Origin of the sequence: Siccibacter colletis, assembly GCF_025914095.1 — a bacterium.
Lineage (GTDB): Bacteria > Pseudomonadota > Gammaproteobacteria > Enterobacterales > Enterobacteriaceae > Siccibacter > Siccibacter colletis.
The window spans coordinates 531,804-557,191 of the sequence record NZ_CP074352.1 but is presented as its reverse complement, the minus strand read 5'-3'; the positions used below and the strand labels follow the sequence as shown (position 1 = coordinate 557,191).

Genomic DNA, 25,388 nt, shown 5'->3' with positions numbered 1-25,388 from the left:
TATGACTCGTATCGCCTGTCTTCTGCTTTTGGCTACTTCGACGGTAGCCGCCTCGGAGAATACTGCGCCGCAGGACGCTGCCGTTGAGTTTAATCGCTGGTATCTTAGCCAGGTTACTCAAAACATTGCCCCAGATTATGCCAACAATGTAATGCAAAAATACGTAACTACCGCAACGCTAGGAAAATTACGCCGCGTCAACGAACAGGAGCGCCAGTCGGGCGAACAGCTTTATGACGCCGATTTTTTTATTAAGTCGCAATATATCGGTGATGACTGGTCGAAAAATATAGCCGTTCTGTCCGCTGATGCCGATCCAGTTTGTCTCAACGTTCAGATTGCATTTGGAGCGAAGCAGGAGCATGTAGTGGCGGATTGTATGATTAAGGAAAACGGACTGTGGAAAATTCAGTCAGTGACAAATGTTAAATAAAAAAGAGCGCCTCCCGACGCTCTTTTTTATTTATATCCAGTCACATCCCGTTGCGCACCCCTGCGGCATCCGCATTCTTCGCCTTCGCCACAATAAATCGTTCGACGGATTCCATTGTCACAAAGGTGCAGCTGCAGTTTACATTGGTGCACTGGTGATAGCGCTCTTTGGTATTTTCACTTAAATAACGGCTGGTTCTGGCGTGTGCAGAAGAACGGCACTGCGGGCAATGAAACATATTTTCTCTCCCTCGGTGAGCTGATGAAAATAATTATCCCACCATTTTTCGCCATCCAGAAACGTTATTCACCCTTCGCTAATACTTTCCTCATATTCAATATTATCCAGTAATGCTTCCAGCACTACCTTCGTGGTAAAGCCGCGATCGCTCAGGCTGTGCTCGATATTTTTGATGGTCCAGGTCTGGGCATCTATCACGCGCTTGAAGCCGCTGACCGTTACCGGCGTTTCCGGATAGAGGTCGGCGCGGCCCATCGCCAGGTTGATGCTGAACGTGGCGGCAGAGCGCTGCAGCGCGTCCCACTTCGCTTTGGCGGCGCGCACCGCCTCCTCTTTGCTGTTGAAGCTGTCGGTGAGGACAAAGGCATTAGATGGCTCGCCCATAATGTAATCTTCGCGTTTACCCTGCCCGCCTGGCAGCGGTGCCTGCGCGCGCGGATGCGCGACGCTGGCAGCGGGTGCCGCTGTCGGCTTGCGCTGCAGGGTTACGCTGCTCGCCTGCGACTCGGGCGCGGCGGTATTGAGCCAGCTGGCGATGACGCCGGTATAGGCCATGCGGTCAGCAATGGTGAAGGCGTGGCTGTCGCCGGCGCGGCGCGTGATGGTCAGCGGCGCGATGGGTTGCCCGCTTACCGTGGTTCCCCGCCCCGGCTGCAGGAACAGCACGCTGCCGTTTTTTATCGTTGCCTCGGCGCCATTTTTTCCGGCCAGCCGGGTGAGAAAGGCGATGTCAGACTCCATCGACTGGTCGATATGCGCGATAGCGATATCCGCCAGCGTCGACGCCACCGCCGATTTCAGCCCGTTGCGCGCGGCCACCAGCCCCACCAGCGCACTGAGCGTGGTGTTGTGATAAGAGGCTTCGCGCTTGACGTTAAGCGACCCGCGAAAATCAGCGCTGTGGGCTTTAATCGAGACCCGGTCCGGCGCGCCGCTGAAGGTCACGCCGTCTACGGTAAAGGTGCCTTTATCAATCAGGCGACTTCCCTTCCAGCCCAGCGACAGGGCCAACACCGCCCCCCTGGCCGGTAGCTCAACCATGCCGTCGCTGTCATCAATCTCCAGCGTCAGCGTATCGGCGTCAAAGGCCCGGTTGTCGGTCAGGGTCAGGCTTATCAGGCGCTCGCTGACGTTGCGGGTAATGTCTTTCCCGGAGAGCGTCAGCGTGAAATCCGGTGCCAGCGCGGCTCCGGCATCGGCCAGCGTCAGGTCAATCACAGCACGCCTCCCGTTACCGTCGTGACCATCCCTTTCGCCTTACCGATCATCTCTTCGGCCTGCTGCTGCAGATCGCCAAGCTGGGCGCTGAACGGCGGGTCGACGCGGATCAGCGACACCGTAAAGTCGGTTTTGCGGGCGCTGCCGTTGCTCATCAGCTCTGAACCGTTCTCGGTAACCTTATCAATCACGTACAGGCCATAGATAAAACCGCTGCCGTCAATCAGCGGCCACGCCCGCCCCTGCTCCGCCATCAGGCGCAGCGCGGACAGCGACAGCGTGCTGCCGGTCAGCTCCGGATAAAGCGCACCGCTCAGGACGATGGTCTCCGCGTCCGGTCCCAGATACTGATAACCGGCGCGGTTGCCGACGCGACTGCCGGACGGCCAGCGATAGCCCACGGTGCGCTGCGCGCTTTGCAGGGGCAGCGTGCGGGGCATAAACACAAACATGCCTAACGCGAACATCATGATCCCATCTCCTTACACGTCATATTGCATACTGGCCTGCTTACGCATCTGGCGCTGCTGTTCATAGCGCTCCAGTTCGCTGCGAATGCTCTGCACCACGTCAGCGGTGCTCAGGCCAGTGCCGGATACGTTGATGTTGTAGCTGTGCTGGCTCTGGTCAACGCTGGTACGGCTGGCCGGGGCCGTCGCCGCCTGGTAGCGGGTATAGCCCTTCATCTCACCGGTGGGCGTCAGATAAGATCCCGGCGCTGGGGCACCGACCTTGTCCGCCGCCTCCTCAATCGCGCCAGACTCTTTTTTGACCACGCCCAGCTTCTCCAGCACCCAGCCAATGCCGCTGCGCAGGGTGTTGAAGGCCTTGAGCGGGAGCAGCAGCGCATCCGCCAGCGACTGACCAAACAGCACGCCAACATCCCGGAAGCTGTTCAGCGCCTCTTTACTCATCTGCACTGGTTCCAGCAGGTCGGACAGCCACTGCCAGATGCCGCTGATGGCCTCCGCCACTTTGCCGAACAGCGCAATCTGCGGGCCAAACGCCGCCTGCACGCCGTCCCAGATGCCGGTGAACAGCCCACCGAGGAAGGCGCTCACCGGCTCCCAGTATTTGTAAAGCAGCAGCGCGACGCCGACGATGGCGGCACCAATGGCCACTACCGGCAGGGAGATCGCGCCGATGGCAGTTGCCATGATGCCCCCGGCAATGCTGAATACCGTGCCGAGAGTGCCCGCCGCGGCAATAATGATGTTGATACCGGTCATCACCGGCCACACCACCGCGCCCATCGCGCCGATAAACCCGGCCACGCCCACGACCGCCGCAGCGATAATGGCGAGGGTGCTGGTCAGGGTCTGATTGTCGGCGATCCATGTCCCCAGGCTCTGTAACCAGCCGGTGGCGGTCTGCACCAGTTTGCGCAGGGACGACTCCTGCCCGGCAAAAATGTCGATGCTGATGGACTCGTAAGCCGCTTTCAGCTGCGCGATATCCCCCCCGAGGCTGTCCGGGGCCGCGCTGACCCCTGGCGCGGCGGCAGTGGGATAGCGGGCTTGCAGCTGGCTCAGGGTGCCGTTGTTAACCGCGGCCATCACCACGCCGGCGTTGGTCGCCTGCGAGTCGTGGTTGGACAGGGTCATGCTGCGCACCAGCGGCATCAGCGTTGCGATCGCGGCGGCATCGCTTCCCCCCTGCGCCATCACCAGCTGCGCGCTGGTCGCGTCAGCGGCGGTGGTTGCCCCGGAGGTGCGGGCCTGCTCGCGCAGGGTGCGGAGTTCCGGCGCATCCTGAGCAAGGCCCAGCTCAGCCTGCAGTGCGGCCTGCTTCTCGGTGAAGTCATAGCCGGGTTTCAGCAGTGCGGTACCGGCGGTCACTCCGGCCGACACCACTTTCATGCCGGTATCGCTCACGCCGCTGATACGCTCCGCCCGGGCCTGGCCAGCCTGATAGCGCTGTTTCACGGCGTTGAGCTGCGCCTGCTGGCGCAGCACCCGCGCCTGAACCTCATGCTGGCGTTCAAGCTGGACGGTGGTATCGCGGATCGAAGCGCTGAGCCGCGCCCGCGTGCTGGTGAGGTTGCGGGTGCTGATACCGGCCTGCTCCAGCCCCTGACGCTGGCTTGCCAGCGAGCGTTGCAGGTCGGCGGCGTGCTGGTTCAGGGTGCGGATGTTATTCCCGGAGGCGGCCATCGCGTCCCACAGTTCCGCCGCAGGCTGTTTGCTGCTGTGGAAGGTGTCTGCCAGCGCCCGGCTCTCGCGGCGGGCGCTCTGCAATGCAGTTTCGGTGCGGGCAAGCTGCTCGCGGGTGCGCTGAAAGCTCTCCACGTCTGCCAACTGCTGATGCAGGCCGCGCAGGCTCTGCCCGATACTGCGAATATCGCCGTTGAGCGAGGCGGTCGCCGCCTCGATGGATTTGAACGGCAGCGACGCCTGACCAACGGCCCTGAGCAGTGCGTCAATGTTTGCGTTACTCATTGGTATTTCCGCTTCGCTGTAGCGCCTTCTCGCGCCAGGTGATGAGCTCAGTCAGGCTCAGGGGATAAAGCTCAGACGGCGGCCAGTGAAAGATGACGGCGATATCCGCCATCAGATCGTCCACCGTCAGGGTTTTCGGCAGGGTTACTGCGCCGAGTTCGGCGACAAAAAACCTACCACCTTGCCAGCGAAGGCCAGCAGATCCGGCCAGGCCAGCTGCGCCACGTCCTGCTCGGTCAGCGTCGGGGTGGTCATGCGCGGCAGCACCTTAATCAGGGCATCCACTTCGGAGTTGGCCAGCGCTGCCAGGCCCACGCCGCGCAGAGTACCGGCGTTCGGCTGGGTAAGCGTCACGTCGCTGATGGTCAGTTCGCCGCGAACAATCGGCTGCGTCAGAATGACGGTGTTTTCGTTCTGCATGGAGTTCTCTCTGTGCTGAGGGGAAAAATAACCGGCCAGGATCTGGCCGGCTGACAGTTACAGGCCGATATTGCGACGGTGCTGGGCCAGACGGTCCACGCCGTTGATGATCTCCACCATGTTGACGGTGTCGATCTCCACCAGGGTTTTGCCGTTGATGGTCAGCTTGTAGTAGGTGCAGACCGCCGCGATTTTCGCCTCGGTGTCTTCGCCCGGCTTCGCTTCCCCGGCGTCGATTTCCTTCAGACGACCGCGCATCACCACTTCAACCGGCACGATCTCGCCGGTATCGTCGCGCTGATAGGAGCCGGCAAAGCGCACCGGCACCGCGTCCGCGCTCACCGCGCCGTACAGCGACCAGATGGCCTCATCCGGGAAGCCGCCCAGCGTCCACTCGGTGGAGAGCGCCTCATCGTCCAGCCCCAGATCCACCGGGGCGACGCCGTTCATGCCGCCGCCGCGGTAGTTCTCCAGTTTGCGGGTCAGCTTCGGCAGCGTAACCGCTTTCACTACACCCAGATAGCTGGTGCCATCCAGGAACAGGTTCATGTATTTAAGCTTGCGCGGTAATGCCATGGGTCAGCCTCCTTAGCTGTTGTTGACCGAGGTGACCAGGTTCGCCAGGTACTTGTCGGTAATGCGCTGGCGCAGGGTCAGGTTTTCCAGCGGCGGCACGGGGGTATAGTCGTAATCAATCACCAGCTTGCCAGCCTTGAGCGTCGCTTCATCGTTGGCGCTCTCATCGAACCAGCACTGGGCGTCGATCAGGTAGCCGTTGGATTTCAGCTCGCGGAACTTCGCGTTAATACCGTCGATGATGTCGCGGATCAGCGTGGCGGTAACCGGCTTGTCTACTGCCCACATGTGCGCATCGGCCATGGTGTCGGCAATCACCTGCGCGGTACGGGTATAGTTCTCAAACAGGAACAGCGGATCGTCAGAGCAGGTGCGGTTACCCCAGAAGCGGAAACCGTCCTTGCGGATAAGCGTGGTGACGCCCGCTTCGTTGAGCAGATCCGCATCGGTGCCGGACTCCTGCAGATCCCAGAACACCGAGGCGCTGATGCCGGTCACGCCGTTGACGCCGACGTTGGACAGGGTTTTGTGCCAGCCGGTGGACTGGTCGATGGCAGCACGCAGGCCGAGTGCGCGGGCGGTAGCGAACGCCGTTGCGCTGGCGTTAGTCGCGGTGTCCCACGCCAGGAAATCTGGCCAGATCACCATCAGCTCGCGCTGGCTGAAGTTGGCGCGGTAAGCGATGGCTTCCGACACGGTTTTACAGCCCCAGGCGCTGACGTAGCCGAACGCACGCAGCTTCTGGCACACCGAAGCCAGTGCGGTCGCCACTTCCTGCGTATCGAGACCCGGCACGCCGAGGATACGCGGCTTCACGCCGGTCACCGCTTCGGCGGTGAGCAGCGCTTTCAGGCCGGTATAGCTGCCGTTCGCGTCGGTAGTACCGATGACGTTAGAGACGGTCTGGGCGAACGCTGCCTCAGCATCCTCACCGCTGCCCTCTTCCACGCGCACTACCACGGTGACGGGTTTGGACTGGTCGGCAATCGCCTGCAGCGCCGCACCGAGGGTGCCTTTTTTACCGGCTTTGCCAATCGCGCTCTGCACGTTGGTAATCAGCACGGGCTGGTTTAAAGGGAAAGTCGCCGCGTCAGCATCGCTGGCCGTACAGACCATACCGATAATTGCCGTTGAGACAGTTGAAATGACGCGCGTGCCGTCGTTAATTTCGACGACCTGGACGCCGTGGTGAAAATCACTCATCCGGTTCACTCCATCGTTAAGGGGTGAGTCCATTTTCACGTCTGGCACCGTCTGGCGCTATTTGTCAGGGTTGGGAAAGGGATGGCACAACGGGGGGTGGCGCGCCCGGCGTTGCCGGGAACCGGCGGTACAGGGTTGAAAGGCCAATATCGAACAGGATCGCCACACGCTGGCGCGGTTCACCGGCGGCCAGCAGCCTGCCCACCTGCGCCCACTGCGCCTCGGTCAGCTTCGGGCGACGCCCGCCAATCCGCCCCTGCGCACGCGCCGCCGTCAGCCCGGCCCGGGTGCGTTCGACAATCAGCTCGCGCTCCATCTCGGCGAGGGCGCCCATGACGTGAAAGAAGAAACGTCCCATCGGGGTGCTGGTATCAATGCTGTCGGTGAGGCTGCGAAAATTGACACCGCGCAACCGCAGCTCTTCAATCAGGGTCACCAGATGCCGCATGCTGCGCCCGAGCCTGTCCAGCTTCCACACCACCAGGGTATCGCCCTCGCTGAGCATGCGTAACAGCTTCTTAAGGCCGGGCCGTTCAGCGGTCTTGCCGCTGATTTTATCCTCGAAAATCAGCTCACATCCTGCGCACTCCAGCGCATTTCGCTGCAGCGCGGTGTTCTGGTCGTTTGTTGATACCCTGACATAGCCGATAAGCATACTACTCCGCCCTTCGAAAAAGGCGTAAGCATGCCACGAGTGCGGGAAAGTGGGGTAATTCGGGTGAGAGAGTGGGTTCTTAAAAACCTTGGTTTGGGGGAGGCGGCTAAGCGTGGGGTGGGAAGCGAGGAAAAACAGATCCCAGACATGTCTTTTTTCTCAGTAAATAAAAGCCCAGCGGGGTCTCAGTTCTTACCTTCTGGCTTGCTGATTCAGTGGGGAAGTGCCGACGCTGGGGCAGGTGGAATCGGCGGCGGTGGAAATGTCGTAAATTTCCGGGTGGCCTTTCCGAACGCATGCGCGCAGGTTTTCGCAACATACGATAACGGCAGCACAACGATCCCAGCGGCAGCCGCCGGAAACCTTACCGCAACAAATTTCCGTCTCCGCTGCTCAGCAGGTTCGGGGGCATATAATTTCCGCTGGCTGGCTATTGGATATTAAAAATGAAAATTAATTATTCACCCTCTAAGAATGCCTTTTACGAGGAAGAGCATAAAGAAAGATACCTTTTATCCGGTTCATGGCCGGGTGACTTGATAGAGGTATCTCGTGATGATTTCATTGAATATGGCGGCAATCCGCCTGAAGGAAAAACGAGAGCGCCCGGCCCCGATAACAAGCCTGCCTGGCTCACAATTCCTTTGGATTTTGTTGAGCAGGCCAAAGCAGAAAATAAACGCCACACCGATGAGGCCAATAATTATATAAACGAGCAGCAGTGGCCCTCTAAGCTTATGCTTGGGCGTCTTTCCGACGATGAAAAGTTGCTTTTTAATAAGTGGCTGGATTATCTGGACGCCCTGAAAGAAATTGATGTTTCAGGTGCGCCCGATATTTTATGGCCTACTCCACCGGCTGAGCCGGCCAGCTGATCTCTGGTGCGCTGGATGTTTCAACCGACTCCAGCGCATCGAGATAATCAAGCCAGGCACTGAAAGCTGCCTTTTCTTCTTCGCTTAATCTCCCCAGCGCAAGCCGCGACGGCCATTGCTGCTCGTTGATGAAGCCGTTAGCGTAGCTGCGCAGGCTGGATTTTGTCTGCTCTGCTTCTTTAACAGCTGCGGCCTGTTGCGCGGCGGAATCCGTCACCCACTCGCTACCGTTCCACACATCAAACCGGGTTGACGGTGCTGCGGTCGTAGTGCCGGCGGGATATTCTCCCGGCATGGTGATTTCTGTCGGCTTTCCGGTTTCAGTCCTGTATACCGTCTGGCCCCGATAATCTGGCAGGTATTGCCATGCAGAATCATCAGGCTTTCGGCATATAACCATTCCATCCTTTTTATCACCCGGAAATTCGATGCAGGATTTAGCAGGCAGGCCCACGCCGACAGCAAGATATTCAACACATGAAGATAAATATTCGAGAGTCATTTCATCATAATTGTATACAGTAATATAACCAGCCTGTGTTGCGATCATTTGTCCATCTAACTTTGCTTCGACCATTATGCTGCTCTCACTATGTAATTAAATGCGATGTTTCGCGGACGTGTTTCTTGAGCAGTGCTTGCAACGCGGGAGGCGTCAAAGGTTGTAATGTCTGCGTTAGAGGCGGAATTAGTTCCAACTAAATTAACGTAACTACCGCCTGAATTCGTCGCAAGAGCAAACGCACCGAAAGCATTTACGACAGCCCCGCCCCCGGTGAGTGGTGCAGATCTGGAATGCAGCGCCCCGGTTATATTCTGCATGGCAAAACCCTGCGCCGATAATAAGCCACGACTCGTGTCAACCCCACGTCCATCATCCCAGCCACGAATAAACTCACCGCGCAGATCTGGTAATACTCCACTGGGATAAACCGCAGCGAGTTTTGGATAACGCGCTTTATCGAATGCCGCACCGTTATATTTCAGCCAACCTGCTGGCGCGGTGGCTGATGGCCACGGTACCGGCACACCCACCGGCAGCGCGGAGCCTTCCCCCAAACCAAGGTTTTTGAGAACCTCGCCTACCAACCCGGCGTTGGCCATTTCTTTTAGCGCGTTAGCGATTAACGGGTACTGCTGGTGCGGGTTCGCGGCCTCGACGTGCTTTTTCAGCAGGCCATCGGCATAGGCTTTTACCTCGATAACCTTGTCATCAACGTACTTACGCGTTGCCAGCACCACCGCCGGATCAATTTTCAGGGTTACCGCTTCGGTGCTGGAAACAATCAGCACCATGCGGATGGTCTGGGTGCGGCCGCTGCCTTCCTGCAGCTTCGGTTTGTAGGTTTCCGGGCAGTTCGCTACCGCAACCAGAAAACCTTCGTCATCGTAAAGGCCGATCTCGCGGATCCAGAATCCGCCCTCGTCCTCAGGGATGATCTGCTCGACGATGATTTGTCCGGGGTTGGCCGGATCGACGTCGATAAGGTTCAGCGGCGCGCGGCGCTGCTCGTGGATCAACGCGGTCTGCGCCGGGTTCGGCATCGGCAGCACGCCGTTGGCGTCGCCCACCGCAAGCTGCGTCAGGTTCAGTCTGGTGCCGAGCGCGGTGGCATTTGCCAGCCGGGCGGCTCCCTGATTGGTCAGAATGGCAAAATATTTCGCGGTCATGCAGTTACTCTCATGTTGTCAACAAGATGAATCGCCTGAGCCGGGTAGAAGCCCCCGCTCACGGTGATGCTTTCAGGCACATAGGGGTAAATCGTTAGCTCGTCGCCGCCGTAGCTGTTTGCCCCGACGAAAAACGCGCCGTCGGTACTCAGACTGATCGACAGACCAGTCAGATGGCGACTGGCGGGTTTGGCATCATTAATCAGCCGCTCCAGCTCCTGAAACATTGCCTCGGTGATGCCGTTCTCCTGCACGCCCACCACCAGGCGAAACGTGCCGGGCTGCTCATCGGTCTGCCACCACTCGCGGATCTGAATCAAAAACCCCAGCGGCTCCACCACGCGGCGCAGCGCGCTGATGGTGCCCTTGTGCTTGTGGATATAGAACGCCGAGGCGATGACGCTGCGCTTGGTGGCCTCAGGCCAGTTCTCGTCCCAGCGATCCACCGACAGCGTCCACGCCAGATACGGCAGCAGGCGCGTCGGGCAGCTTTCCGGGCTCCACAGAGTACGCAGCAGCACCGGCACGCGGGCAATCTCCGCCGCAGCGCGGGCGGCGGCGACTTCAAGCGTCGAGGTGCCGGGCGGCAGCAGGCGGTCGTCACTCATCCGCGCCTCCGTTCAGCAGGGTGTAGCCGGTGCACCACGAGGCCTGATGCTTGCCGAGGGTGATGTCTGCGGTCGGCTCGCTCAGCTCGACGCGCTGCACCCCTTCCACATGCAGCGCGGCATAGATAGCAGAGAGGCGAATATCGCGCCCAAGGCGGTGCTGGGCGGTGACGTAGCGCTGCAGCTTTTGCGCCGCCGCATCACGTATCGGCCCCGCTTCCGGCCCCGGATAGAAGAACAGCGTGGCGTTCACCGCATAGGGCACAATCTCCGCCGCCTGCACCGTCACCCGGTCGCCCACCGGGCGCACCGACTCGGCGTTCAGTGCCTGCTCAACCACTGCCAGCAGCCCGGCATCGGCCTTGCCATCGTTCTCACGCGACAGCACGGTAATGGTGACGCTGGCCGGGCTGGGGCTCTCCACCGAGATATCACTGACGCGTCCGTCGGCGCTGCGTCCGTGGTACTCGTAAGCGCCGGTTGGCCCGGCCACGCTCAGCCCTTCGAACGCCTGCTGGGTGCGCAGCCGCAGATCGCTGTCGGACTCCATCACCGCCGGCACCGGCGGGATGGCGCTGTCGTCTGCCGGGGTAATGACCAGGCGAGCCGTGTTGTTGTTGGTCGCCAGCACGTCGAGATCGCTGCCGGTGGCATAGGGGAGCATCACCGCCCGCGCCGCCTCGTTCACGCGCTGACGCCACATCACTTCGCGGTATGCGTTCTCTTCCAGCAGTTTCACCAGCGGCTCGGACTCCAGCGCCAGGGTGCGGGCAATGGCCGCCTGCTCCTCCGCGGGATAGAGCGAGATCAGCGTCGCCTTGCGCTCGGCGAGAATGGTTTCATAATCGAGCTCCTCGACCACATCCGGGGCGGGGAGCTGGTTCAGGTCAATGGTCGGCATAGTCTCAGCTCAGTGGAATGGTTAACGATACGTCGCCCGCGCTGTCGACCAGCTGACCGGTCAACTCAACGATCATCTCGCCGTTATAGCGGGTCTCGAAATTCAGGGCGCTCAGGGTGATACGCGGCTCCCACTTCAGCAGCGCCATGTAGCACGCCGCCATAATCTGCAGCCGCAGCGCCGGGTTCTGCGGCTGGTCGAGCAGCGCCGACAGCAGCGAACCATAATCCCGGCGCATCACCCGCGTGCCCACCGGCGTCATCAGGATGTCGCGCACGCTCTGGCTAATGTGCGCCTCATCCAGCAAAGCCTCGCCCGTGGCCCGGTCCATGCCGGCATAGCGCGCCGTCATTGCGTGCCCTCCGTCCAGCTGCCGCCGCGCTGTACCGCGCCGTGGCTGTGGCTGTCGACCTGCACACCGTTTGAGGTCAGCGCGCCGCCGCTGTGCGCAATGTTGCCCGTCATGGTTCCTCCTCGTTGCACCTCGATGGAGCCGGTAATCAGTCGGTTGGTGCAGACCACGTCCGGCGCATCCAGGGTGATGCGGGTTTCGGCCTTCACCAGCACCACCGGTACCGTGGCGGTAATCGACTCCGACGCGGTGATGTCTGCGGTTTTGATCCCGGCCACCTGCAACGCGCCGGTGTCGGGTTCATAAGAGAGCGTGGCCCCGTCGGGGAACGCTACGTGCCAGCCATCCGCCGAGGCCGACGGCGCGGGATGCGCGTCGGAAAAAATCCCCGGCAGGATAAACGCGGTACTCAGCTCCCCACCGACGGCCAGCAGCATGACCTGTTCGCCAACGGAGGGTGCCCACCAGCTGCGTGAGCGTCCGGCGCGCTGGGTCAGCCACTGCAGCCAGTCGGTGGTGATGCCGCCGGTTTTTACCCGACAGCGCCCGGCGGCAAGGTCGGTTTCCACCACCACGCCGGTGCGGATCAGGTTGCGCAGTAAGCGCGAAATGTCGTGAAGCGATGCGAGTGTGTTCATAGGTTCAGGATGCGATAAAAGAGATTCAGCGACCATTTCATCCGGCGCGATGGCGGCTCACACAACGAGCGGTCTTGCGCCGGGATAAAATCCATGCGGCAGCGCGTCAGCTGCCTGATGTAGGCTGGCGGCTGACCAGCTCGTCCTTCATCCACAGCTCCACCGGCCGCGTTACCGCTGCGGGTTCTGGCGGTTCCGGCACCCAGGTGGCATGCAGCGTTTCGCCCTGCTGGCTGACCAGCGCACGCTCGGTAAGCGGGATGAGAATGGTGAGCTGCGGCGTGCCGTCTGCGGCGGTCGCGAGCTGCCAGCTGAAGCCGCCGGGCTGCTCCGGGTTCACCGGCATCAAATCCGGCTGGTTAACCCGCAGCCAGGCCAGCAGCGGCACCACCACCTCTTCCAGTTCGCCGGTAAACGGCGAGACGATGAGCTGGAGCTGATACTGCGCTTCAAACGAGAGCGTGGCGGCAAGGGTTGAGACGATGCGCCCGCTTTCGGTAGTGAGACGCAAGCGGTCGGGATGGTCGCGCAGGTCCGGGATCGCCGCCGCGAGGGCCTGGCGCAGGCTAGTGGGTTTGAGCATCAAGTTCATCCTGGCAATGTTTAACGGTTTCAACCTGCAGCGCGCAGGCAATCAGCGCGCGCTCAAGCTGGCGAATATCGGCGCTCAGATCGCCGTTAGTCTTTGGGTTACTGCCCGGCATCGGGCACAGGCTCACCCGCGGACAGGCGCTGGAGATCATCACCGGCGCTGGCGTAACCGGGGCGCTGGTGCAGCTGACGCACAGCATCAGGCAGCTCAGCGTCATACCAGCGGCGAAGCGATGCGTTTTCATGAAGTAGCCTCGTAATGGTGTGTTCCCGCCGGGCCGCATGGGTGCCGGCAGCATCAAGCCGCTGGCGCAGTGCGACCTGGGCACGTCCGTTATCCCGGCCCAGCGTCAGTGCCGCAGCCAACCGCGTTTCCAGCGCGCCCATCGCGGCTTTCTGGTTGGCGCTGAGAGCGCTGGCCTCGCTGAGCGCCTGTGCGAGCTGACCATTTTTATGGTGCAGCCACAGCACCGCGCTCAGCAGCAGCAGCGTTAGTGCAGCCAGGGTTCTCATTGCACCCCCGTCAGGCACCAGGCCTGCTCGCGGGCGCGCCGGTGCTTCAGGCCATTGCTTGCCACGCCGTTGACGTAGATCCAGCGCGGCAGCTGATGGCACGCCTGCGCCCACTCCCCGCGGCGAAGAAATCCCGCCAGCGTGGAACGGCAGGCGGCCCCGGTGCCGACGTTGAAGGCGAAGCTGACCAGCGCGTCGTATACCGGGTCGGGCATCGAGACCGTTATGCAGTTCGCCAGCCGGCGCTCGGTGTGCAGCACGTCGCTCACCAGATTGGCGGCGGCGTCGCGCTCGGTGATATCTCGCGTTGGCGTTACGCCAGCGGTATGACCGATGCCGCTGGTCCAGACCCCGGCGCTGCACTGATACGGACGCAGGCGGCACCCCTCCAGATCGGCAATCAGCGCCAGCCCTTCCCGGGAGGTATGCAGCAGTCGAAAGTCGGGCACCAGCAGCGTCAGAGCCAGCACCGTGGCGATGGAACAGCCTTTAGCGAGTGAGTTCACGGCGCACCTCGTCGCTGCCGGATTTGATCAGCAGGTAGCTTTTGCGGCGGTAGTACCAGTTAACGCCAACGGTGCATACCACCCCCAGCACCCCGAACCAGGCGGCGAAATCCTGCGGCGTCATGGCGCCGAAGAACGCCAGTCCGGCGCTGATCCAGTAGGCAATAAATGAGGTAATTCTTTCCCCGGTCAGTCCCATAGGTTGACGTTCTCCCGGGTCGGCGAGGCGGGCACCTCAGGCAGTTCGACGGCGGTGCCGTGCGGCAGTATCACCCCATGCGAGGCGAGTCCCGGATTGGCAGCCAGTACGCTCTCCACCACGCCCTGAGTGCGGCCGTAGTAGCGCTGGCAAATAACGTCGAGCGTGTCCCCCTGGCTGGCTATGGTTTTCATTGGCGTCGCTCCTCGTTACGGTCAGTTATCCCGGCGCGACAAAGAGTCACCGCGCCGCAGCCCGATTAGCGCCGGGCCTGAGACTATTTTCCTGCGTCGGGCAGCCGGGCGCTATCGAGGGCGGATGGAGGAAGGCAGGCACAACATTGCCGGACAACGGGCAAAAAAAAGCCCGCCGGAGCGGGCGGGCAAAGGCATAAAACCGGTATCACGGCGGCATAATGGTTTGAGTTGGCGCGGTAAGACAGCGCGGGCGTCGGCACCCGGCGGCGTAGCCTGTTACCACGGCGCTATTTGTCGATGGGTAATACGGTGAAAGTCACGGTGTAATTGCCGTCGGTCATCATCTGCCCGCCAGCCAGCTCGGCTATCAAATTTAATGCAATTTCCCTGTCTCTTTCCTGGCTGGCTCCTTCTGACGTCAGGCGCGCAATTAACTCGACGCGCTCTAACATCACCTGCTCTTTCAACCCCTGATCCACGTGACCTCCCCTACACCAAAAGCACTGTATATCTATACAGTAGCACGCCAGGGGTTATTTGAAAACGTGTAATCGAACCAATCTTTCATTTTTTTATCATGCTGAAATTAAAAGAATATTCATCCATGACGCGCGTCACGTCCAGGGTCACTTTTGCGCCCGGATCGCTGCGAAGCGGGCCAGGATGCGTCGGGCATTTTGCTGGCGTTCGGCAGCAGTCTGACGCTTTGCACAGGGCGAAACGCCGAAGATTTCTCCGCCGGACGATCCCCGACACCACAGGCCGTTAATACGCGCCGTGGTCCCCTTCAGCAACGAGAAACCCATGCCCGCGCTAATGCTTTCGCCGGTCATCATCCGGATATCCTTCTGGATCTCGCGGATCGCGTCACGATCGGTGTCGCTGCCCGGAATAAAGGGTGGCCGCCGCACGGCCGTTGGCTGGCGCAGGCGGGCAGATAAGCGCCGCCGCTGGCTGCGGGTGAGCGGCGTCACGCCATCCCACGGGGTATCGTTCCGATCGTGCGTCGCCCCCGTACAGTTAGTGACAGAACTCCAAGAGGAGTGAGTTTGCGCTTGCGCGGCGGCGATCTTCGGCACGATTTTCCAGCGCCGGGTACGGGTCAGCAGCGGCACGTCGCGCCCCACGCCGGTATCGTATACGCCGCGCACGGCTACCTTTTCCTCGCCATAGGGGTTACGCGCGTCGTCCGTCTGATACCAGACGCGCACCTGCACCGCCGCGCGCGGTACGAACGGCCCGCCCTGGGCGGTGACGTATCCGGCCCAGTCGCCGCGGTCCGCAGCCTGGTGCACCGTGGCAAAATCCACGCTCAGGCCGCGCGCAGCCTCGCTGTCAGCCAGGCGGCGCAGCTCGCGGTAAACGGTGACCGGCGCGCCGCCGATAAACTGGAACTGTCGGATGTGCCAGCGTGCGGCCCACGCCGATACCGCCGCCGCGCTCTGGGTAAGCAGCCCGCCGGTTTCGCTGTCGCGTTCCCCCTCCAGGGCATAGCCGTCGACGTTTTTGGCAATGTATTTGGCGATGTACCCGGTGGCGGAGCCTTTTTCGGCGTCGATGGCAACCGCATGAAAACGTCCCTGGCGGGCGCGCTCATCGGTCAGCTCGTCAGCATCCTGCTCGCAGGCATAGTCAGCCATGATCGCCCGCACCTGTGCCACGTTTTCAGGGCGCATAAACATCAGCATATGCCAGTGAGGCGTGCCGTCGTGATGGGGTTCGGCGACGCGAATACCGAACACGCGGATCTGCTGGCGGTGTAAGCGAGCGCGAATCCGCGCCCAGAGCGAGGCGAACCAGCGCTGGGTCTCTGCCGGGCTGGCACCGCACCAGCGCGGATTCGGGAAGCCGGATCGCAGCGTGGCATGAAAGGATGAGGGGGCCGTCAGGGTATAGAAGTCGCCGACGTAGCCGAGGGTCTGACAGATGTTTTCGAAGCCGCGAATGCGCGTCATCAGCTCGCAGCGGCGGATCGCCGGGTTGGCATGGGAAGCGTCGTAGCGTTCAATCAGGCTGATGCGGTTACCCTCTTCATCCTCCAGCTCCATGCCCTTGAGAAATTCACGGGTGCGACGTTTCTGCTCCCGCCATTCGCTGAGGCAGCTTTTGCTGGCGTATGGCGTGCCGCGCTGGCTGACGTTGCCGACGGCAATCTGCAGATGCTCGCGCCAGGCGCTGGCGATGCGGCGCAGGCGACTGCGCCACCACAGGGCGTTGCACATGCGCAACACCGCCGGGCCAAGCTGCTCTTCACAGGCGTAGCGGCGGGTAATGCGCTCCCACGCGGGCGGGGTGATGCGAAACAGCTGGCAGAGATGGGCAGCGCGCAGATACCAGGCGTGCAGGGTTTTCAGCTCACCCCAGCTTTCATCCGCTTCGCTGTCGATTTCACCGCGGATCAGACTGGCAATGTCCGCCGCGAGCAGATCGATGTCGGCTTTAGTCAGATCCGCCAGCCGGTTGTAGCGGGCCAGCAGATCCATCAGCCGGGTAATAAGGTAGCGGCGGTACGCATCATCGAAGCGCCAGCCAGTGAGCTCCCGCGTCAGGGTGCGCTCGATGCCGCTTGCCTGATAGCGTTCGCTCACCCGCTGCAGACGCGGCAGCATCCGCCGTCCAAAGGCAATCAGCGCCGCGTTGGCTCGCGGAATACCGCGCTCGTTCGCCAGCCGGTCCATACGCTGGTAAATCCCGGCGGTGACGCAGTGAGGATGGTGCGCCAGCCAGCGCCGGGTACGCAGCAGCGTCGCGATGGTGCGGTTGCGGCGCTGCTCCTCTTCCCGGGTGAGACCGGGGCTGGTGATCGCCGGACGCGGGGCATTCCACGGCCAGGCCCAGGCAATATCACTCACACGCCGCCCCGGTAGTGCTTCTGCTTCAGCTCGGCGATCTCCTGGCAGGTGACGCAGCAGCTGACGCCGGGCAGGATCGCACGCCGCGATGCCGGGATCGGTTCGTCGCAGCTTGCACAGGTCAGGCGTGATGGCCCGGTCAGGCGGCTGCGCGCCTGAACGATGTAGCGTTCGCGCGCCTCCTGCTCGTACTGCTGGGCGATATCAATTTCATCGGCCATCAGTCGATCTCCCGGGCCTGGTGTGCAAAGCGGTCGGCTTCTTCGCTCAGCAACGCTGCCGCTTCGACGCCGTTCAGCGCTTCACGACTGATTTTGCGTGCCAGCGCGTCCAGACGCCCGGCGATGGCCTGCGCCCCGCCCTTGCGCTCCTGCATTTGCGCAGCATGGATCATCAGCCCCAGCGCCTGTTCAGCGTCCGGATGGGGTAAAGTGTTCATGTATTCCACGGTTATTCTCCTGAATTCAGGCAACAGCAGGCCTGGCGGGTTTACGCCATTGCTGTTGATTAATGGATTAGTTCGGCAGGGTCAGCCGTCTGGGAAACAGGCTTACTACCGCCCGGAAGTGGTTCATCGCCGCGATCAGCGCCCGTTGCTCCTGCCGGGTGAAGGCATCCGGCGCTGCGCTGTGGCGTGCGGTGGGCAGCTTCGCAAAGTAAAAGATGGCAGCCAGCGCCCGGCAGTTATCGTGATACCCCGGGTCGCGGCGATCGCGCATCTCGTTCAGGAAACGCGCCACCTCATCCCAGCCGCTGTCGCCCCAGTGCCGGGCGCGCAGCGCTGCCAGCTGGTTCAGCCCAGCAGCCCGTTCACCCGCGCTCAGCGGCACCGTGGCCGCTACGCCTTCAATTGCCATCTCGCCTCCCGTCAGGCTGAAAATTCGCAATTATCGAATTCGTTATTCATTACTGCGCGTTAAGCGAAACTGCGCAGCCGCTCAGGGCTTCCACCGTCAGCGCCGCCATGTTGACTTCAACGCGGGCGCGGCGCTTATCGCCTTTATCACGAATCGGCAGACGGCCGTCGCGGATCATGTCCCGGGCAGTGCCAATGGCGGTACCGGTCAGGCGGCAGTACTCGTGCAGCGGCAGGAAAGGGGTTGGGATAGTGATTGTAATGTCAGGACGCATAAGGCAAACTCCTCGTTTCGGTTGCGCTCGGTAATAGCCAACATTATTCGCATAATCAACAAAACGAGGTCAGAATAATTCGCATTTTGCGAAGTGTCAATTCGCAATACGCATTTTGCGGAGTTCTGGATTTTAAGTGACTGATTTCAAAATTGATTTAAGTAGCGACAGTGCGTCCGTTCTGGACCGGGTCATTGAGGCGTACGGTTTCCCGTCCAAAATGATGCTGGCCCAGCATCTGGATATGGCTGCCAGCAGCCTCTCCTCGCGTTACAAGCGCGGCGGCTTCCCTGCGGATATCGTGGTGCGCTGCATGGCGGAAACCGGCGCATCGCTGGCATGGCTGGCAACCGGGGAAGGTAAAAAATTTGCCGACGACGAACCTGACGTAATGAAGCTGCCGCGTAAAAAGCTGGTTGACGGCCAGCTCTACGATGCGGGCTACGCCATGTTTGATAAGGTGTTTTTCCGCGCGGGCGTCCCGCTTCCCGCCGAGCCGTTTTGCCTGCAGGATGACAAAGCGCAGTACATTATCGATAGCACCTTCGACGACATCTACGACGGCGAGTGGCTGGTGAATATCGAAGGGAAAATCAGCGTCCGATCATTAATCCGTATCCCGGTACGCAAGGTGCGCGTCAGCGGCGTCGGCACCGCCTTCGACTGCGCGCTGGAAGATATCGACGTGCTGGGACGCGTGGTAATTACGATCGTTAACTGACCGTTGGCATGGTGAAAAGCAGCGGCACGAAAGATGCCGCTGGTTAAGGGTTAACAGAACGCCAGGCGGAGCCAGAATCGCCACAGGGCAAATATCACCAGCAACAGTGTTGCCGTGTTTACCAGCAGCGACGTCAGCCGGGTTCGTTTGAGTAGATACAGCCAGGGCAGCAGCAGAATAATCGTCAACGGGACCATCACGTCCCGCGTATCATCCACCACAAATGCCCGATGCGCGATACAGGCGTTTTTTATCTCCCCACCGTCAATAAACCACTCCTCCTTAAAAGAGGAGAGCAGGAAGATTGCGGCTATACAAAAAAGCCAGTAACTGACCAGCATCAGACGCTTCACTGAGTCACTCCTAATATCCTATTGATGGTCTTTCGTTTCTCAAGAATTCGTCTGCCGTAAGAACTGTACTCTCTGTTACTGTCACCTTTATGCGCATGAATAGACGCTATAAAATCAGCATGGTTTCTCTGGATTCCGCGATTATAACGCGATGCAGCAACGATGATTTGCTCATCAGTAAGATGAACGGTATCTCTTATTTCTGGATTATCGAATATTATTAAATCCTTCAGGTGTTTTGCCACCATTCGAATATTAAATTCATTCGACATCAGGCAGGTCGCTAACTGGTGCTGCTGGGAAAGCGTCAGCGAGGCGGGATCAAGACCTATAATCTCTGCAGCTACGCGCAACTGCATTGCAATAAGTCCGACAGACGTTTTGTTTGATGTTATATTATTATTTCTGAGAATATCTATTATCAATTGTCGAAAGGGCAAGACTATAATTGATTTAAAACGGTCGGGAGTGCCTCCCACTTCCGATATCGCTACCCCTGCCAGAAGCAGCAAGGGGATACCTTCAGCCCTGGCTGCGTTTACTATTGCTTTTTTATTATATTTTAAATATGCAGCTTTATAAGCCCATAAATAATAATCCCCCGTCAGAAAAATAAGACTGTCAGGTAATAATTTATACCTTATAGCATCCCAACCAGTAAACGCCGGAAAACCAAGCTCATCAACCTTGCAATATGAATTAGTAGTCATAAATATCCTTGTTAGCTCCAATAAACGCTCCCTTACAAAGGCATTATTTTACCGCGTTTGATTTAATAAATCTGGCTGCAAGGCGCATGTTTTATATAAACGTTTTTTTCAGAAAAGAGATCACTTTTGCGTTATTAAAGGCGTAAAAAATAATATTCCCCACTTATAGCCAGGTGGGGATCATAGATTATCTGTATCATCCCCCACAAAAAACGCGTTTGTACGGTAATACCATCAATTAAGCACGTAGGGTGGGTAAGCGCAGCGCACCCACCTTTTGAAATCTACGGTGGCGGGTGCGCAGGCTTACCCGCCCTGGAGTACTTTCCCGCCCCGGAGTAATCCTTACTCCAGTGCTTTCAGATGGTCATTCTTATTCAGCGTCATCAGCGTGCCAATGCTTATCACCGCGGTGGCCATCACGTAGTACGCCGGAATATCCAGGTTGCCGGTCTGCTTAATCAGGCCGGTAATGATAAGACCAGCGCAGCCGGAGAACAGCGCGTTGGAGAGCGAATAAGCCAGCCCGAGGCCGGTATAGCGCACGCGGGTGGGGAACATTTCCGCCAGCATCGCCGGGCCAGGGCCAGCCAGGATACCCACCAGCCCGCCGGCAACCAACACCACCAGCGCTTTCACCGCCAGCGTCGCGCTTTCCGCCTGCAGGATCTTCAGCAGCGGCAGAGCCAGAATAAGCAGCAGGCCAGTGGCGACCACCATCACGGTGCGCCGCCCGATGCGGTCGCTCAGCATCCCTGCCGGAATGATGGTCAGCGCAAACCCGATATTCGAGATCACCGCAATCAGCAGCGCCTGGTTAAAGCCGGTGTGCAGGGCAGATTGCAAGTAGGTAGGCATAATCACCAGATAGGTATAGCCCGCCGCCGACCACACCATCACCCGGCCAATCGCCAGCAGGATGTTTTTCAGCGTCGCCCCGGTGCTGGCCTTCACCGGTGCAGCCTCGCGGCGCTGCTGCTGGCGCACAAAGCCCGGCGTCTCTTCCATGCTGACCCGCAGCCAGAGCGCGACGGCCCCCATCGGCAGCGCGATAAAGAACGGAATGCGCCAGCCCCAGTCATAAAGCGCTTCCGGGCTGAGCGTCACGGAAAGCAGCGCCACGATACCGGCTCCGGCGAGCAGGCCAAGCGCGACGGTGAAGGATTGCCACGCGCCGTAGAGCCCACGTTTGCCGCGCGGTGCGAATTCGGTCATCAGCGAGACCGCACCGCCGTATTCCCCACCGGCAAACAGCCCCTGCAGAATGCGCAGCCCGGTGATAATCAGCGGCGCGGCAACGCCAATGCTGGCATAAACCGGCACCAGACCAATCGCGGCGGTGGCAAGGGTCATGGAGATCAGCACGATAATCAGCGTCGGCTTACGGCCAATGCGATCCCCCATGCGGCCAAAGACCACCGCGCCAAGCGGGCGGAAAAAGAACGCCACGGCGAACGAGGCGTAGGTCAGGATCAGGCTTGTTAACTCCGCCTCACCTTCAAGCCGGAAAAAGTTCTGCGCGATGATGGTGGCGAGAAAACCGTAAACGGCAAACTCATACCACTCGATAAAATTGCCGATCGAGCCGGCGATCAGCGCGCGTTTGTGCGCGCCGGGAGCTGCGGTGTGATGCTGCATGGCGGAACCTCTCCTCACCCTGTTGGAATGATTATGCTGGCTGGCGGAACGGATATATCCTCCCTTAAGAATAAAATATTCCATCATAAACAGGAGCATGAAATATAATATTCTTATCGGAGTGTGAGACGGTTCACGGTGTGGGAGATGAAGCGGGGAGAATGCGGGGCGACGTGCGCCCCGACAGGTTACTTGTTGTGCCAGTAGGCGGCTGCACGCACCAGCTGGGGATCAAAGGCGTCACCGTCGAAACGGCGGCTGAGGTTTTTCACCACTTTGCCTTCCCCGGTGATCCACAGAAAATAGTCGTCATCCGGGATAGCCAGCGCCGCCAGGCGTTCATCCACGGCCTGCTCGCTGTGGCCGATCACCCAGTCGATATCGACATCATTAAGATGCGCCAGATAATCCTGGCAGGCGGCGTCGGCCACGGTGACGATCGCTTTTACCACACCACGATGACCCGCCGCGCGCAGGGCTTCCAGTCTGCGGCGCAGCGCCGGCATGCCGGATTCATCGCAGACGTAAAGCTGATACCCGTAGCTCAGCGGCACCACCAGCGAGCCGCGCGGCCCGCCGATCGTCAGGGTATCGCCAGCGCGGGCGTGTTGCGCCCAGTCGCTGGCCACGCCGCCCTCATGAATGAAGAAGTCGAGCGCCAGCTCGTGACGCGCCTCATCATACAGCGGGGTGTAGTCGCGCGACGCCGGACGCACATCGTTCGGCCAGACGATGCCCTCATCGGTGACCACAGGCGGTACAAACGGCACGCCTGGCTGCGGGAAAAACACCTTGGTATGATCGTCGAAACCGCGCGAGCTGAACCCCGCCAGCGCCTCGCCACCTAATACCACCCGCTGAAAACCGGCGCTGATACGCTCGTTGCGCAGCACCGTCAGCTCGCGAAAACGCAGCTCGTTACGTACGCGCTGCGGATAAACCTTACTGGATTGCGTCATTTTTTCTGCCTTCGTGAAGCGAATCGGGATCAATTACGATATATCTAAATTTGGTGTAAATGATAATGATTGCCATCCATCCGGAATGCAAGATCTTTTTAGACAGGCTCTGTTTCACAACGAGTATTAAAGGCTTCCATTAAAAGTCTTTATAAACAGTCAATTAGATAAACCTGGAATGAAAGCTTGTATAAAAAACCGTTTTAGATATAAATAGATATATCTGTTAATGGAGTAAAATAATGCGCCACGCAACCTCTGCTGACGGCGGCCATCGTCGACAGCGCTTCTTCGGTCACGGTGAACTGCGGCTGGTGATACTGGATATCCTGACCCGTGGAGCCAGTCACGGCTATGAGCTGATTAAAGAGATCGAATCCCTGACTCAGGGCAACTATACCCCCAGCCCTGGAGTGATCTATCCCACTCTCGATTTTCTGCAGGAGCAGACGTTAATCAGCATTACCGATGAAGAGAGCGGACGTAAAAAAATTGCCATTACCGTCGCGGGCCAGCGCTGGCTGGACGAGCACAGCGAGCAGCTCGGGCAGATCCTCGATCGTATAAAGGCACGCTGTGTCGGACATCAGTTACGCAAAGATCCCCAGATGAAGCGGGCGCTGGAAAATTTCAAAGCGGTGCTGGATTTGAAAGTGAATCAGGGCGACGTCAGCCCGGCGCAGCTGAAACAGATCGTGGCGATCATCGACGGTGCCGCGCTGGAAATTACCCGGCTGGAATAAAAAACCGGGCCTGGCAGCCCGGAGTTCCTGAGTTAGAGTGAAGTCTCATAACGCGGGTAGGCACGCAGCCATCACTGCGGCTTTGCTGAAGGTGGGTGCGCTACGCTTACCCACCCTACGCGCTTAACGCAAAAGCATCAGTCCTGCAGTCCCGGTGATACCGTTACGCCATCTCTTCACGCAGGCGGAACACTTTCACCATCTCTTTCAGGTGATGCGCCTGCTCCTGCAGGGAGGCTGCCGCGGCCACTGACTCCTCCACCAGCGCCGAGTTCTGCTGGGTAGTGGTGTCGATCATGCCGATAGCGGTATTGATCTGCGAGATACCGTCAGACTGCTCGCGGCTGGCCTGGGCAATCTCCTTCAGAATGCCGTCCATCTCATCAACGTTTTTCACCATGCCGGCGATCAGGCCTCCCGCCTCTTCCACCAGCTCCATGCCCTCGCGGGTCTGGCCCGCGGAGTTCTCGATCAGGCTGCGGATCTCGCTGGCCGACGAGGCGCTTTTCTGCGCCAGCTGACGCACTTCGCCAGCTACCACGGCAAATCCACGCCCGTGCTCGCCAGCGCGCGCGGCTTCTACAGCGGCGTTGAGCGCCAGAATGTTGGTCTGGAAGGCAATCGCGTCGATCAGGTTGATGATGTCCGACATCCGGTTGGACGTGTCGTTGATCATGCGCATTTTGCTGGTAACCTGCGCCATCTTCTCGCCGTTGCTCTTCACGCCGGTGGCCGCTTCCGAAGAGAGGCGCGTGGCGTGGTTGGTATTGTCGTAGGTGTTTTTCACCGTAGCGGTGATCTGCTCCATTGACGCGGCGGTCTCTTCAACCGAGCTGGCCTGCTCTTCGGTGCGCGAGGCCAGATCCTGGTTACCGGCAACGATCTGCGAGGCGGCGCTGGAGATGCTTTCCGAGCTGAACTGCACCTCCTGCACGATCTCCTGCAGGCGGGTTTTCATCTCCATCAGCGCGCTGAGCAGCACGCCGGTTTCATCCCGGTGATGGCTCTCAACCGAGCGCGTCAGATCGCCATCGGCGATTGCCTTCGCAAACGCCACCGCCTGGCTCAGCGGCCCGGTAATCGAGCGCACGATCACCATCGCTATCACCACTGCCAGCGCGATGCACACCAGTGCCAGCGCGATCAGCATCAGGCGGTTGCTCTGGTAATCATCTGCCACGCGCGCGCCTGAATCGGTCATGCGCTTGTTCTGGATAGTGATGAGCGACTGCACCGCCTTTTTATACTCGTCCTGCAGGCCGATGGTGGTATTCATCATCTCATCCATCGCCCCGGCGCGGTTGTTCTGCTGCACGGCAGCCAGCAGGCGGAAGCGGGAGTCCAGATATTGCTTACGAATATCCTGAATACGCGTCAGTACCGCGCGGGATTCACGATCTTTCAGCGTTGTATCGAGGGACTTAATCAGGGTGGAGATATTGGCGCTGATGGCCGTCATACGCTGTTCGGACTGGCTGGCCCAGCGTTTGTCCTCATCCAGCAACAGCAGCTGCTGCACGTTAACGAAATCCTGGAAGTTTTCGATCAGCTGATTCGCTTTCACCGTGGTGGGATAGGTATCGCTGACGATCTCCTGAATATTGTTATTGGCGCTGCTTAAGCTTAATAGCGACAGCGACGAGCTGATAATCAACAGCAGCACAAAGAACGCGAAGGCGAGGATTAATTTTGTGCGAATCTTTACATCATGTAAGGACATATTTTCTCCGTAAGACTGTCGTGGTGTGGCAAACACAAATGACGTCCCGTGAAGGCAGGAAAATAAGCTGGAAGGAAAAGTTGCGCCCTCACGATCCTGAGAGGGGTTATCGGACAGCAGAAAGGTAACTTTATGAGTTTGATCGTTTTTTTCTTTGGTAAATGACCAATTCGATAGTCGGCAACTATTAATTGTGATTTATTGATCGGGGAATTGTGTTTTAGATCACTTTCTGCTTCCCGTCTCGTTATTACCAAATCGTATTTAACGCGGCGTAAAATTATCTTTCCTGACCAGGTTTTGCCTGGTGAGGTGAAATATCGCCCA

The 25,388-nt window shown here is 59.4% G+C and carries 37 protein-coding genes; 5 read left to right on the top strand and 32 right to left on the bottom strand.

The features are described 5' to 3' along the window. Window position 1 precedes the first annotated feature (1 nt). Window positions 2-433, top strand: a complete 432-nt coding sequence (locus tag KFZ77_RS02825; protein WP_264385381.1) for a YbjP/YqhG family protein — start codon at window positions 2-4, stop codon at window positions 431-433. Between the two features lie 40 nt (window positions 434-473). Here the strand turns inward: KFZ77_RS02825 and KFZ77_RS02820 are convergent, their stop codons facing one another. The 9 genes from KFZ77_RS02820 to KFZ77_RS02780 all read right to left on the bottom strand — a co-directional run bounded on the left by KFZ77_RS02820 (window position 474) and on the right by KFZ77_RS02780 (window position 7,183). Continuing rightward, window positions 474-671 carry an ogr/Delta-like zinc finger family protein gene (locus KFZ77_RS02820; RefSeq protein WP_072001934.1) on the bottom strand — a complete coding sequence of 66 codons (198 nt, stop codon included), beginning with the start codon at window positions 669-671 and terminating at the stop codon, window positions 474-476. 68 nt (window positions 672-739) lie between these two features. Then, window positions 740-1,891 carry a phage late control D family protein gene (locus tag KFZ77_RS02815; protein WP_264385380.1) on the bottom strand — a complete coding sequence of 384 codons (1,152 nt, stop codon included), beginning with the start codon at window positions 1,889-1,891 and terminating at the stop codon, window positions 740-742. After that, complete coding sequence (locus tag KFZ77_RS02810; protein ID WP_031518898.1) at window positions 1,888-2,361, bottom strand: phage tail protein; 474 nt, start codon at window positions 2,359-2,361, stop codon at window positions 1,888-1,890. Before KFZ77_RS02810 ends, KFZ77_RS02815 begins: the two co-directional genes overlap by 4 nt. Window positions 2,362-2,373: 12 nt before the next feature. Next, window positions 2,374-4,329 (bottom strand): phage tail tape measure protein, encoded by a 1,956-nt coding sequence (locus KFZ77_RS02805; protein WP_264385379.1) that lies wholly within the window; start codon window positions 4,327-4,329, stop codon window positions 2,374-2,376. Beyond that, entirely contained in the window at window positions 4,322-4,441 is a 120-nt protein-coding gene (locus tag KFZ77_RS02800; RefSeq protein ID WP_051640441.1) for a GpE family phage tail protein, read from the bottom strand. Before KFZ77_RS02800 ends, KFZ77_RS02805 begins: the two co-directional genes overlap by 8 nt. Before the next feature lie 32 nt (window positions 4,442-4,473). Then, on the bottom strand, window positions 4,474-4,749 hold the full coding sequence (locus tag KFZ77_RS02795; protein WP_031518901.1) for a phage tail assembly protein: 276 nt from the start codon (window positions 4,747-4,749) through the stop codon (window positions 4,474-4,476). 57 nt (window positions 4,750-4,806) lie between these two features. Then, entirely contained in the window at window positions 4,807-5,325 is a 519-nt protein-coding gene (locus KFZ77_RS02790) for a phage major tail tube protein (protein ID WP_264385378.1), read from the bottom strand. Between the two features lie 12 nt (window positions 5,326-5,337). Continuing rightward, entirely contained in the window at window positions 5,338-6,528 is a 1,191-nt protein-coding gene (locus tag KFZ77_RS02785; RefSeq protein WP_264385377.1) for a phage tail sheath protein, read from the bottom strand. Between the two features lie 64 nt (window positions 6,529-6,592). Beyond that, entirely contained in the window at window positions 6,593-7,183 is a 591-nt protein-coding gene (locus tag KFZ77_RS02780; RefSeq protein ID WP_264385376.1) for a recombinase family protein, read from the bottom strand. Between the two features lie 30 nt (window positions 7,184-7,213). On the opposite strand from KFZ77_RS02780, the gene KFZ77_RS19740 reads away from it, so the two are divergent. Then, entirely contained in the window at window positions 7,214-7,627 is a 414-nt protein-coding gene (locus KFZ77_RS19740; RefSeq protein ID WP_406678797.1) for a gp53-like domain-containing protein, read from the top strand. A 2-nt stretch (window positions 7,628-7,629) separates the two neighbouring features. Next, entirely contained in the window at window positions 7,630-8,058 is a 429-nt protein-coding gene (locus KFZ77_RS02775) for a tail fiber assembly protein (protein ID WP_264385375.1), read from the top strand. Here KFZ77_RS02775 and KFZ77_RS02770 read toward each other — a convergent pair. The 18 genes from KFZ77_RS02770 to KFZ77_RS02685 form a co-directional block, all read right to left on the bottom strand. Next, window positions 8,030-8,635, bottom strand: coding sequence for a tail fiber assembly protein (locus KFZ77_RS02770; protein ID WP_264385374.1), 606 nt, complete (start codon window positions 8,633-8,635; stop codon window positions 8,030-8,032). The two genes, KFZ77_RS02775 and KFZ77_RS02770, sit on opposite strands and share 29 nt — an antisense overlap. After that, the gene (locus tag KFZ77_RS02765; RefSeq protein WP_264385373.1) at window positions 8,635-9,729 is read right to left on the bottom strand and encodes a phage tail protein; all 1,095 of its coding nucleotides are present in this window, start codon (window positions 9,727-9,729) and stop codon (window positions 8,635-8,637) included. Before KFZ77_RS02765 ends, KFZ77_RS02770 begins: the two co-directional genes overlap by 1 nt. Next, window positions 9,726-10,337 (bottom strand): phage tail protein I, encoded by a 612-nt coding sequence (locus KFZ77_RS02760; RefSeq protein WP_264385372.1) that lies wholly within the window; start codon window positions 10,335-10,337, stop codon window positions 9,726-9,728. The genes KFZ77_RS02765 and KFZ77_RS02760 overlap by 4 nt, the downstream gene beginning before the upstream one ends. Next, window positions 10,330-11,238 carry a baseplate assembly protein gene (locus KFZ77_RS02755; protein ID WP_264385371.1) on the bottom strand — a complete coding sequence of 303 codons (909 nt, stop codon included), beginning with the start codon at window positions 11,236-11,238 and terminating at the stop codon, window positions 10,330-10,332. The genes KFZ77_RS02760 and KFZ77_RS02755 overlap by 8 nt, the downstream gene beginning before the upstream one ends. A 4-nt stretch (window positions 11,239-11,242) precedes the next feature. Then, a complete protein-coding gene (locus KFZ77_RS02750) occupies window positions 11,243-11,590 on the bottom strand; it encodes a GPW/gp25 family protein (protein WP_264385370.1) in 348 nt (115 codons plus the stop codon). Continuing rightward, entirely contained in the window at window positions 11,587-12,228 is a 642-nt protein-coding gene (locus KFZ77_RS02745; RefSeq protein WP_264385369.1) for a phage baseplate assembly protein V, read from the bottom strand. Before KFZ77_RS02745 ends, KFZ77_RS02750 begins: the two co-directional genes overlap by 4 nt. 106 nt (window positions 12,229-12,334) lie before the next feature. After that, window positions 12,335-12,811 carry a phage tail protein gene (locus KFZ77_RS02740; RefSeq protein WP_264385368.1) on the bottom strand — a complete coding sequence of 159 codons (477 nt, stop codon included), beginning with the start codon at window positions 12,809-12,811 and terminating at the stop codon, window positions 12,335-12,337. Next, window positions 12,795-13,037: an Rz1-like lysis system protein LysC gene (lysC, locus tag KFZ77_RS02735; RefSeq protein WP_264385367.1), complete on the bottom strand. Its 243-nt coding sequence runs from the start codon at window positions 13,035-13,037 to the stop codon at window positions 12,795-12,797. The genes KFZ77_RS02740 and lysC overlap by 17 nt, the downstream gene beginning before the upstream one ends. Further along, window positions 12,919-13,332, bottom strand: a complete 414-nt coding sequence (gene lysB / locus KFZ77_RS02730) for an Rz-like lysis system protein LysB (protein WP_264385366.1) — start codon at window positions 13,330-13,332, stop codon at window positions 12,919-12,921. The genes lysC and lysB overlap by 119 nt, the downstream gene beginning before the upstream one ends. Then, complete coding sequence (locus KFZ77_RS02725) at window positions 13,329-13,838, bottom strand: lysozyme (protein WP_264385365.1); 510 nt, start codon at window positions 13,836-13,838, stop codon at window positions 13,329-13,331. The genes lysB and KFZ77_RS02725 overlap by 4 nt, the downstream gene beginning before the upstream one ends. Then, window positions 13,822-14,037: a phage holin family protein gene (locus KFZ77_RS02720; protein WP_264385364.1), complete on the bottom strand. Its 216-nt coding sequence runs from the start codon at window positions 14,035-14,037 to the stop codon at window positions 13,822-13,824. Before KFZ77_RS02720 ends, KFZ77_RS02725 begins: the two co-directional genes overlap by 17 nt. Next, complete coding sequence (locus tag KFZ77_RS02715) at window positions 14,028-14,231, bottom strand: tail protein X (RefSeq protein ID WP_264385363.1); 204 nt, start codon at window positions 14,229-14,231, stop codon at window positions 14,028-14,030. Before KFZ77_RS02715 ends, KFZ77_RS02720 begins: the two co-directional genes overlap by 10 nt. 290 nt (window positions 14,232-14,521) lie before the next feature. Then, the gene (locus KFZ77_RS02710; protein ID WP_031518923.1) at window positions 14,522-14,713 is read right to left on the bottom strand and encodes a hypothetical protein; all 192 of its coding nucleotides are present in this window, start codon (window positions 14,711-14,713) and stop codon (window positions 14,522-14,524) included. A gap of 147 nt (window positions 14,714-14,860) precedes the next feature. Next, complete coding sequence (locus KFZ77_RS02705) at window positions 14,861-17,086, bottom strand: replication endonuclease (protein ID WP_264385362.1); 2,226 nt, start codon at window positions 17,084-17,086, stop codon at window positions 14,861-14,863. After that, window positions 17,083-17,307, bottom strand: a complete 225-nt coding sequence (locus tag KFZ77_RS02700; RefSeq protein ID WP_031518926.1) for a TraR/DksA family transcriptional regulator — start codon at window positions 17,305-17,307, stop codon at window positions 17,083-17,085. Before KFZ77_RS02700 ends, KFZ77_RS02705 begins: the two co-directional genes overlap by 4 nt. Beyond that, window positions 17,307-17,525 carry a DUF2732 domain-containing protein gene (locus KFZ77_RS02695; RefSeq protein ID WP_264386139.1) on the bottom strand — a complete coding sequence of 73 codons (219 nt, stop codon included), beginning with the start codon at window positions 17,523-17,525 and terminating at the stop codon, window positions 17,307-17,309. The genes KFZ77_RS02700 and KFZ77_RS02695 overlap by 1 nt, the downstream gene beginning before the upstream one ends. 76 nt (window positions 17,526-17,601) lie before the next feature. Continuing rightward, complete coding sequence (locus KFZ77_RS02690; protein WP_031518930.1) at window positions 17,602-17,943, bottom strand: DUF5347 domain-containing protein; 342 nt, start codon at window positions 17,941-17,943, stop codon at window positions 17,602-17,604. A 49-nt stretch (window positions 17,944-17,992) separates the two neighbouring features. Next, window positions 17,993-18,217, bottom strand: coding sequence for a hypothetical protein (locus KFZ77_RS02685; protein WP_031518931.1), 225 nt, complete (start codon window positions 18,215-18,217; stop codon window positions 17,993-17,995). Between the two features lie 136 nt (window positions 18,218-18,353). Here KFZ77_RS02685 and KFZ77_RS02680 point away from each other — a divergent pair, with 136 nt between their 5' ends. Further along, window positions 18,354-18,938, top strand: a complete 585-nt coding sequence (locus tag KFZ77_RS02680) for a phage repressor protein CI (protein WP_031518933.1) — start codon at window positions 18,354-18,356, stop codon at window positions 18,936-18,938. A 50-nt stretch (window positions 18,939-18,988) separates the two neighbouring features. Here the strand turns inward: KFZ77_RS02680 and KFZ77_RS02675 are convergent, their stop codons facing one another. The 4 genes from KFZ77_RS02675 to KFZ77_RS02660 form a co-directional block, all read right to left on the bottom strand. Continuing rightward, a complete protein-coding gene (locus KFZ77_RS02675; RefSeq protein ID WP_264385361.1) occupies window positions 18,989-19,291 on the bottom strand; it encodes a YjeO family protein in 303 nt (100 codons plus the stop codon). Next, window positions 19,288-20,001 (bottom strand): hypothetical protein, encoded by a 714-nt coding sequence (locus KFZ77_RS02670; RefSeq protein ID WP_264385360.1) that lies wholly within the window; start codon window positions 19,999-20,001, stop codon window positions 19,288-19,290. Before KFZ77_RS02670 ends, KFZ77_RS02675 begins: the two co-directional genes overlap by 4 nt. 345 nt (window positions 20,002-20,346) lie before the next feature. After that, on the bottom strand, window positions 20,347-21,639 hold the full coding sequence (locus KFZ77_RS02665) for an MFS transporter (RefSeq protein ID WP_264385359.1): 1,293 nt from the start codon (window positions 21,637-21,639) through the stop codon (window positions 20,347-20,349). A 188-nt stretch (window positions 21,640-21,827) separates the two neighbouring features. Beyond that, entirely contained in the window at window positions 21,828-22,598 is a 771-nt protein-coding gene (locus KFZ77_RS02660) for a siderophore-interacting protein (RefSeq protein ID WP_264385358.1), read from the bottom strand. A 242-nt stretch (window positions 22,599-22,840) separates the two neighbouring features. Here KFZ77_RS02660 and KFZ77_RS02655 point away from each other — a divergent pair, with 242 nt between their 5' ends. Next, window positions 22,841-23,341: a PadR family transcriptional regulator gene (locus KFZ77_RS02655; RefSeq protein WP_031518938.1), complete on the top strand. Its 501-nt coding sequence runs from the start codon at window positions 22,841-22,843 to the stop codon at window positions 23,339-23,341. 163 nt (window positions 23,342-23,504) lie between these two features. Here KFZ77_RS02655 and KFZ77_RS02650 read toward each other — a convergent pair whose 3' ends face one another. Beyond that, window positions 23,505-25,061, bottom strand: a complete 1,557-nt coding sequence (locus KFZ77_RS02650; RefSeq protein WP_031518939.1) for a methyl-accepting chemotaxis protein — start codon at window positions 25,059-25,061, stop codon at window positions 23,505-23,507. Between the last annotated feature and the right edge of the window lie 327 nt (window positions 25,062-25,388).

Coding starts and splice junctions, on each gene's coding strand:
- KFZ77_RS02825 (WP_264385381.1), top strand. CDS start 2: ATGACTCGTATCGCCTGTCTTCTGCTTTTGGCTACTTCGACGGTAGCC.
- KFZ77_RS02820 (WP_072001934.1), bottom strand. CDS start 671: ATGTTTCATTGCCCGCAGTGCCGTTCTTCTGCACACGCCAGAACCAGC.
- KFZ77_RS02810 (WP_031518898.1), bottom strand. CDS start 2,361: ATGATGTTCGCGTTAGGCATGTTTGTGTTTATGCCCCGCACGCTGCCC.
- KFZ77_RS02805 (WP_264385379.1), bottom strand. CDS start 4,329: ATGAGTAACGCAAACATTGACGCACTGCTCAGGGCCGTTGGTCAGGCG.
- KFZ77_RS02800 (WP_051640441.1), bottom strand. CDS start 4,441: ATGGCGGATATCGCCGTCATCTTTCACTGGCCGCCGTCTGAGCTTTAT.
- KFZ77_RS02795 (WP_031518901.1), bottom strand. CDS start 4,749: ATGCAGAACGAAAACACCGTCATTCTGACGCAGCCGATTGTTCGCGGC.
- KFZ77_RS02790 (WP_264385378.1), bottom strand. CDS start 5,325: ATGGCATTACCGCGCAAGCTTAAATACATGAACCTGTTCCTGGATGGC.
- KFZ77_RS02785 (WP_264385377.1), bottom strand. CDS start 6,528: ATGAGTGATTTTCACCACGGCGTCCAGGTCGTCGAAATTAACGACGGC.
- KFZ77_RS02780 (WP_264385376.1), bottom strand. CDS start 7,183: ATGCTTATCGGCTATGTCAGGGTATCAACAAACGACCAGAACACCGCG.
- KFZ77_RS19740 (WP_406678797.1), top strand. CDS start 7,214: ATGCCACGAGTGCGGGAAAGTGGGGTAATTCGGGTGAGAGAGTGGGTT.
- KFZ77_RS02775 (WP_264385375.1), top strand. CDS start 7,630: ATGAAAATTAATTATTCACCCTCTAAGAATGCCTTTTACGAGGAAGAG.
- KFZ77_RS02770 (WP_264385374.1), bottom strand. CDS start 8,635: ATGGTCGAAGCAAAGTTAGATGGACAAATGATCGCAACACAGGCTGGT.
- KFZ77_RS02765 (WP_264385373.1), bottom strand. CDS start 9,729: ATGACCGCGAAATATTTTGCCATTCTGACCAATCAGGGAGCCGCCCGG.
- KFZ77_RS02760 (WP_264385372.1), bottom strand. CDS start 10,337: ATGAGTGACGACCGCCTGCTGCCGCCCGGCACCTCGACGCTTGAAGTC.
- KFZ77_RS02755 (WP_264385371.1), bottom strand. CDS start 11,238: ATGCCGACCATTGACCTGAACCAGCTCCCCGCCCCGGATGTGGTCGAG.
- KFZ77_RS02750 (WP_264385370.1), bottom strand. CDS start 11,590: ATGACGGCGCGCTATGCCGGCATGGACCGGGCCACGGGCGAGGCTTTG.
- KFZ77_RS02745 (WP_264385369.1), bottom strand. CDS start 12,228: ATGAACACACTCGCATCGCTTCACGACATTTCGCGCTTACTGCGCAAC.
- KFZ77_RS02740 (WP_264385368.1), bottom strand. CDS start 12,811: ATGCTCAAACCCACTAGCCTGCGCCAGGCCCTCGCGGCGGCGATCCCG.
- lysC (WP_264385367.1), bottom strand. CDS start 13,037: ATGACGCTGAGCTGCCTGATGCTGTGCGTCAGCTGCACCAGCGCCCCG.
- lysB (WP_264385366.1), bottom strand. CDS start 13,332: ATGAGAACCCTGGCTGCACTAACGCTGCTGCTGCTGAGCGCGGTGCTG.
- KFZ77_RS02720 (WP_264385364.1), bottom strand. CDS start 14,037: ATGGGACTGACCGGGGAAAGAATTACCTCATTTATTGCCTACTGGATC.
- KFZ77_RS02715 (WP_264385363.1), bottom strand. CDS start 14,231: ATGAAAACCATAGCCAGCCAGGGGGACACGCTCGACGTTATTTGCCAG.
- KFZ77_RS02700 (WP_031518926.1), bottom strand. CDS start 17,307: ATGGCCGATGAAATTGATATCGCCCAGCAGTACGAGCAGGAGGCGCGC.
- KFZ77_RS02695 (WP_264386139.1), bottom strand. CDS start 17,525: ATGAACACTTTACCCCATCCGGACGCTGAACAGGCGCTGGGGCTGATG.
- KFZ77_RS02690 (WP_031518930.1), bottom strand. CDS start 17,943: ATGGCAATTGAAGGCGTAGCGGCCACGGTGCCGCTGAGCGCGGGTGAA.
- KFZ77_RS02685 (WP_031518931.1), bottom strand. CDS start 18,217: ATGCGTCCTGACATTACAATCACTATCCCAACCCCTTTCCTGCCGCTG.
- KFZ77_RS02670 (WP_264385360.1), bottom strand. CDS start 20,001: ATGACTACTAATTCATATTGCAAGGTTGATGAGCTTGGTTTTCCGGCG.
- KFZ77_RS02665 (WP_264385359.1), bottom strand. CDS start 21,639: ATGCAGCATCACACCGCAGCTCCCGGCGCGCACAAACGCGCGCTGATC.
- KFZ77_RS02660 (WP_264385358.1), bottom strand. CDS start 22,598: ATGACGCAATCCAGTAAGGTTTATCCGCAGCGCGTACGTAACGAGCTG.
- KFZ77_RS02655 (WP_031518938.1), top strand. CDS start 22,841: ATGCGCCACGCAACCTCTGCTGACGGCGGCCATCGTCGACAGCGCTTC.
- KFZ77_RS02650 (WP_031518939.1), bottom strand. CDS start 25,061: ATGTCCTTACATGATGTAAAGATTCGCACAAAATTAATCCTCGCCTTC.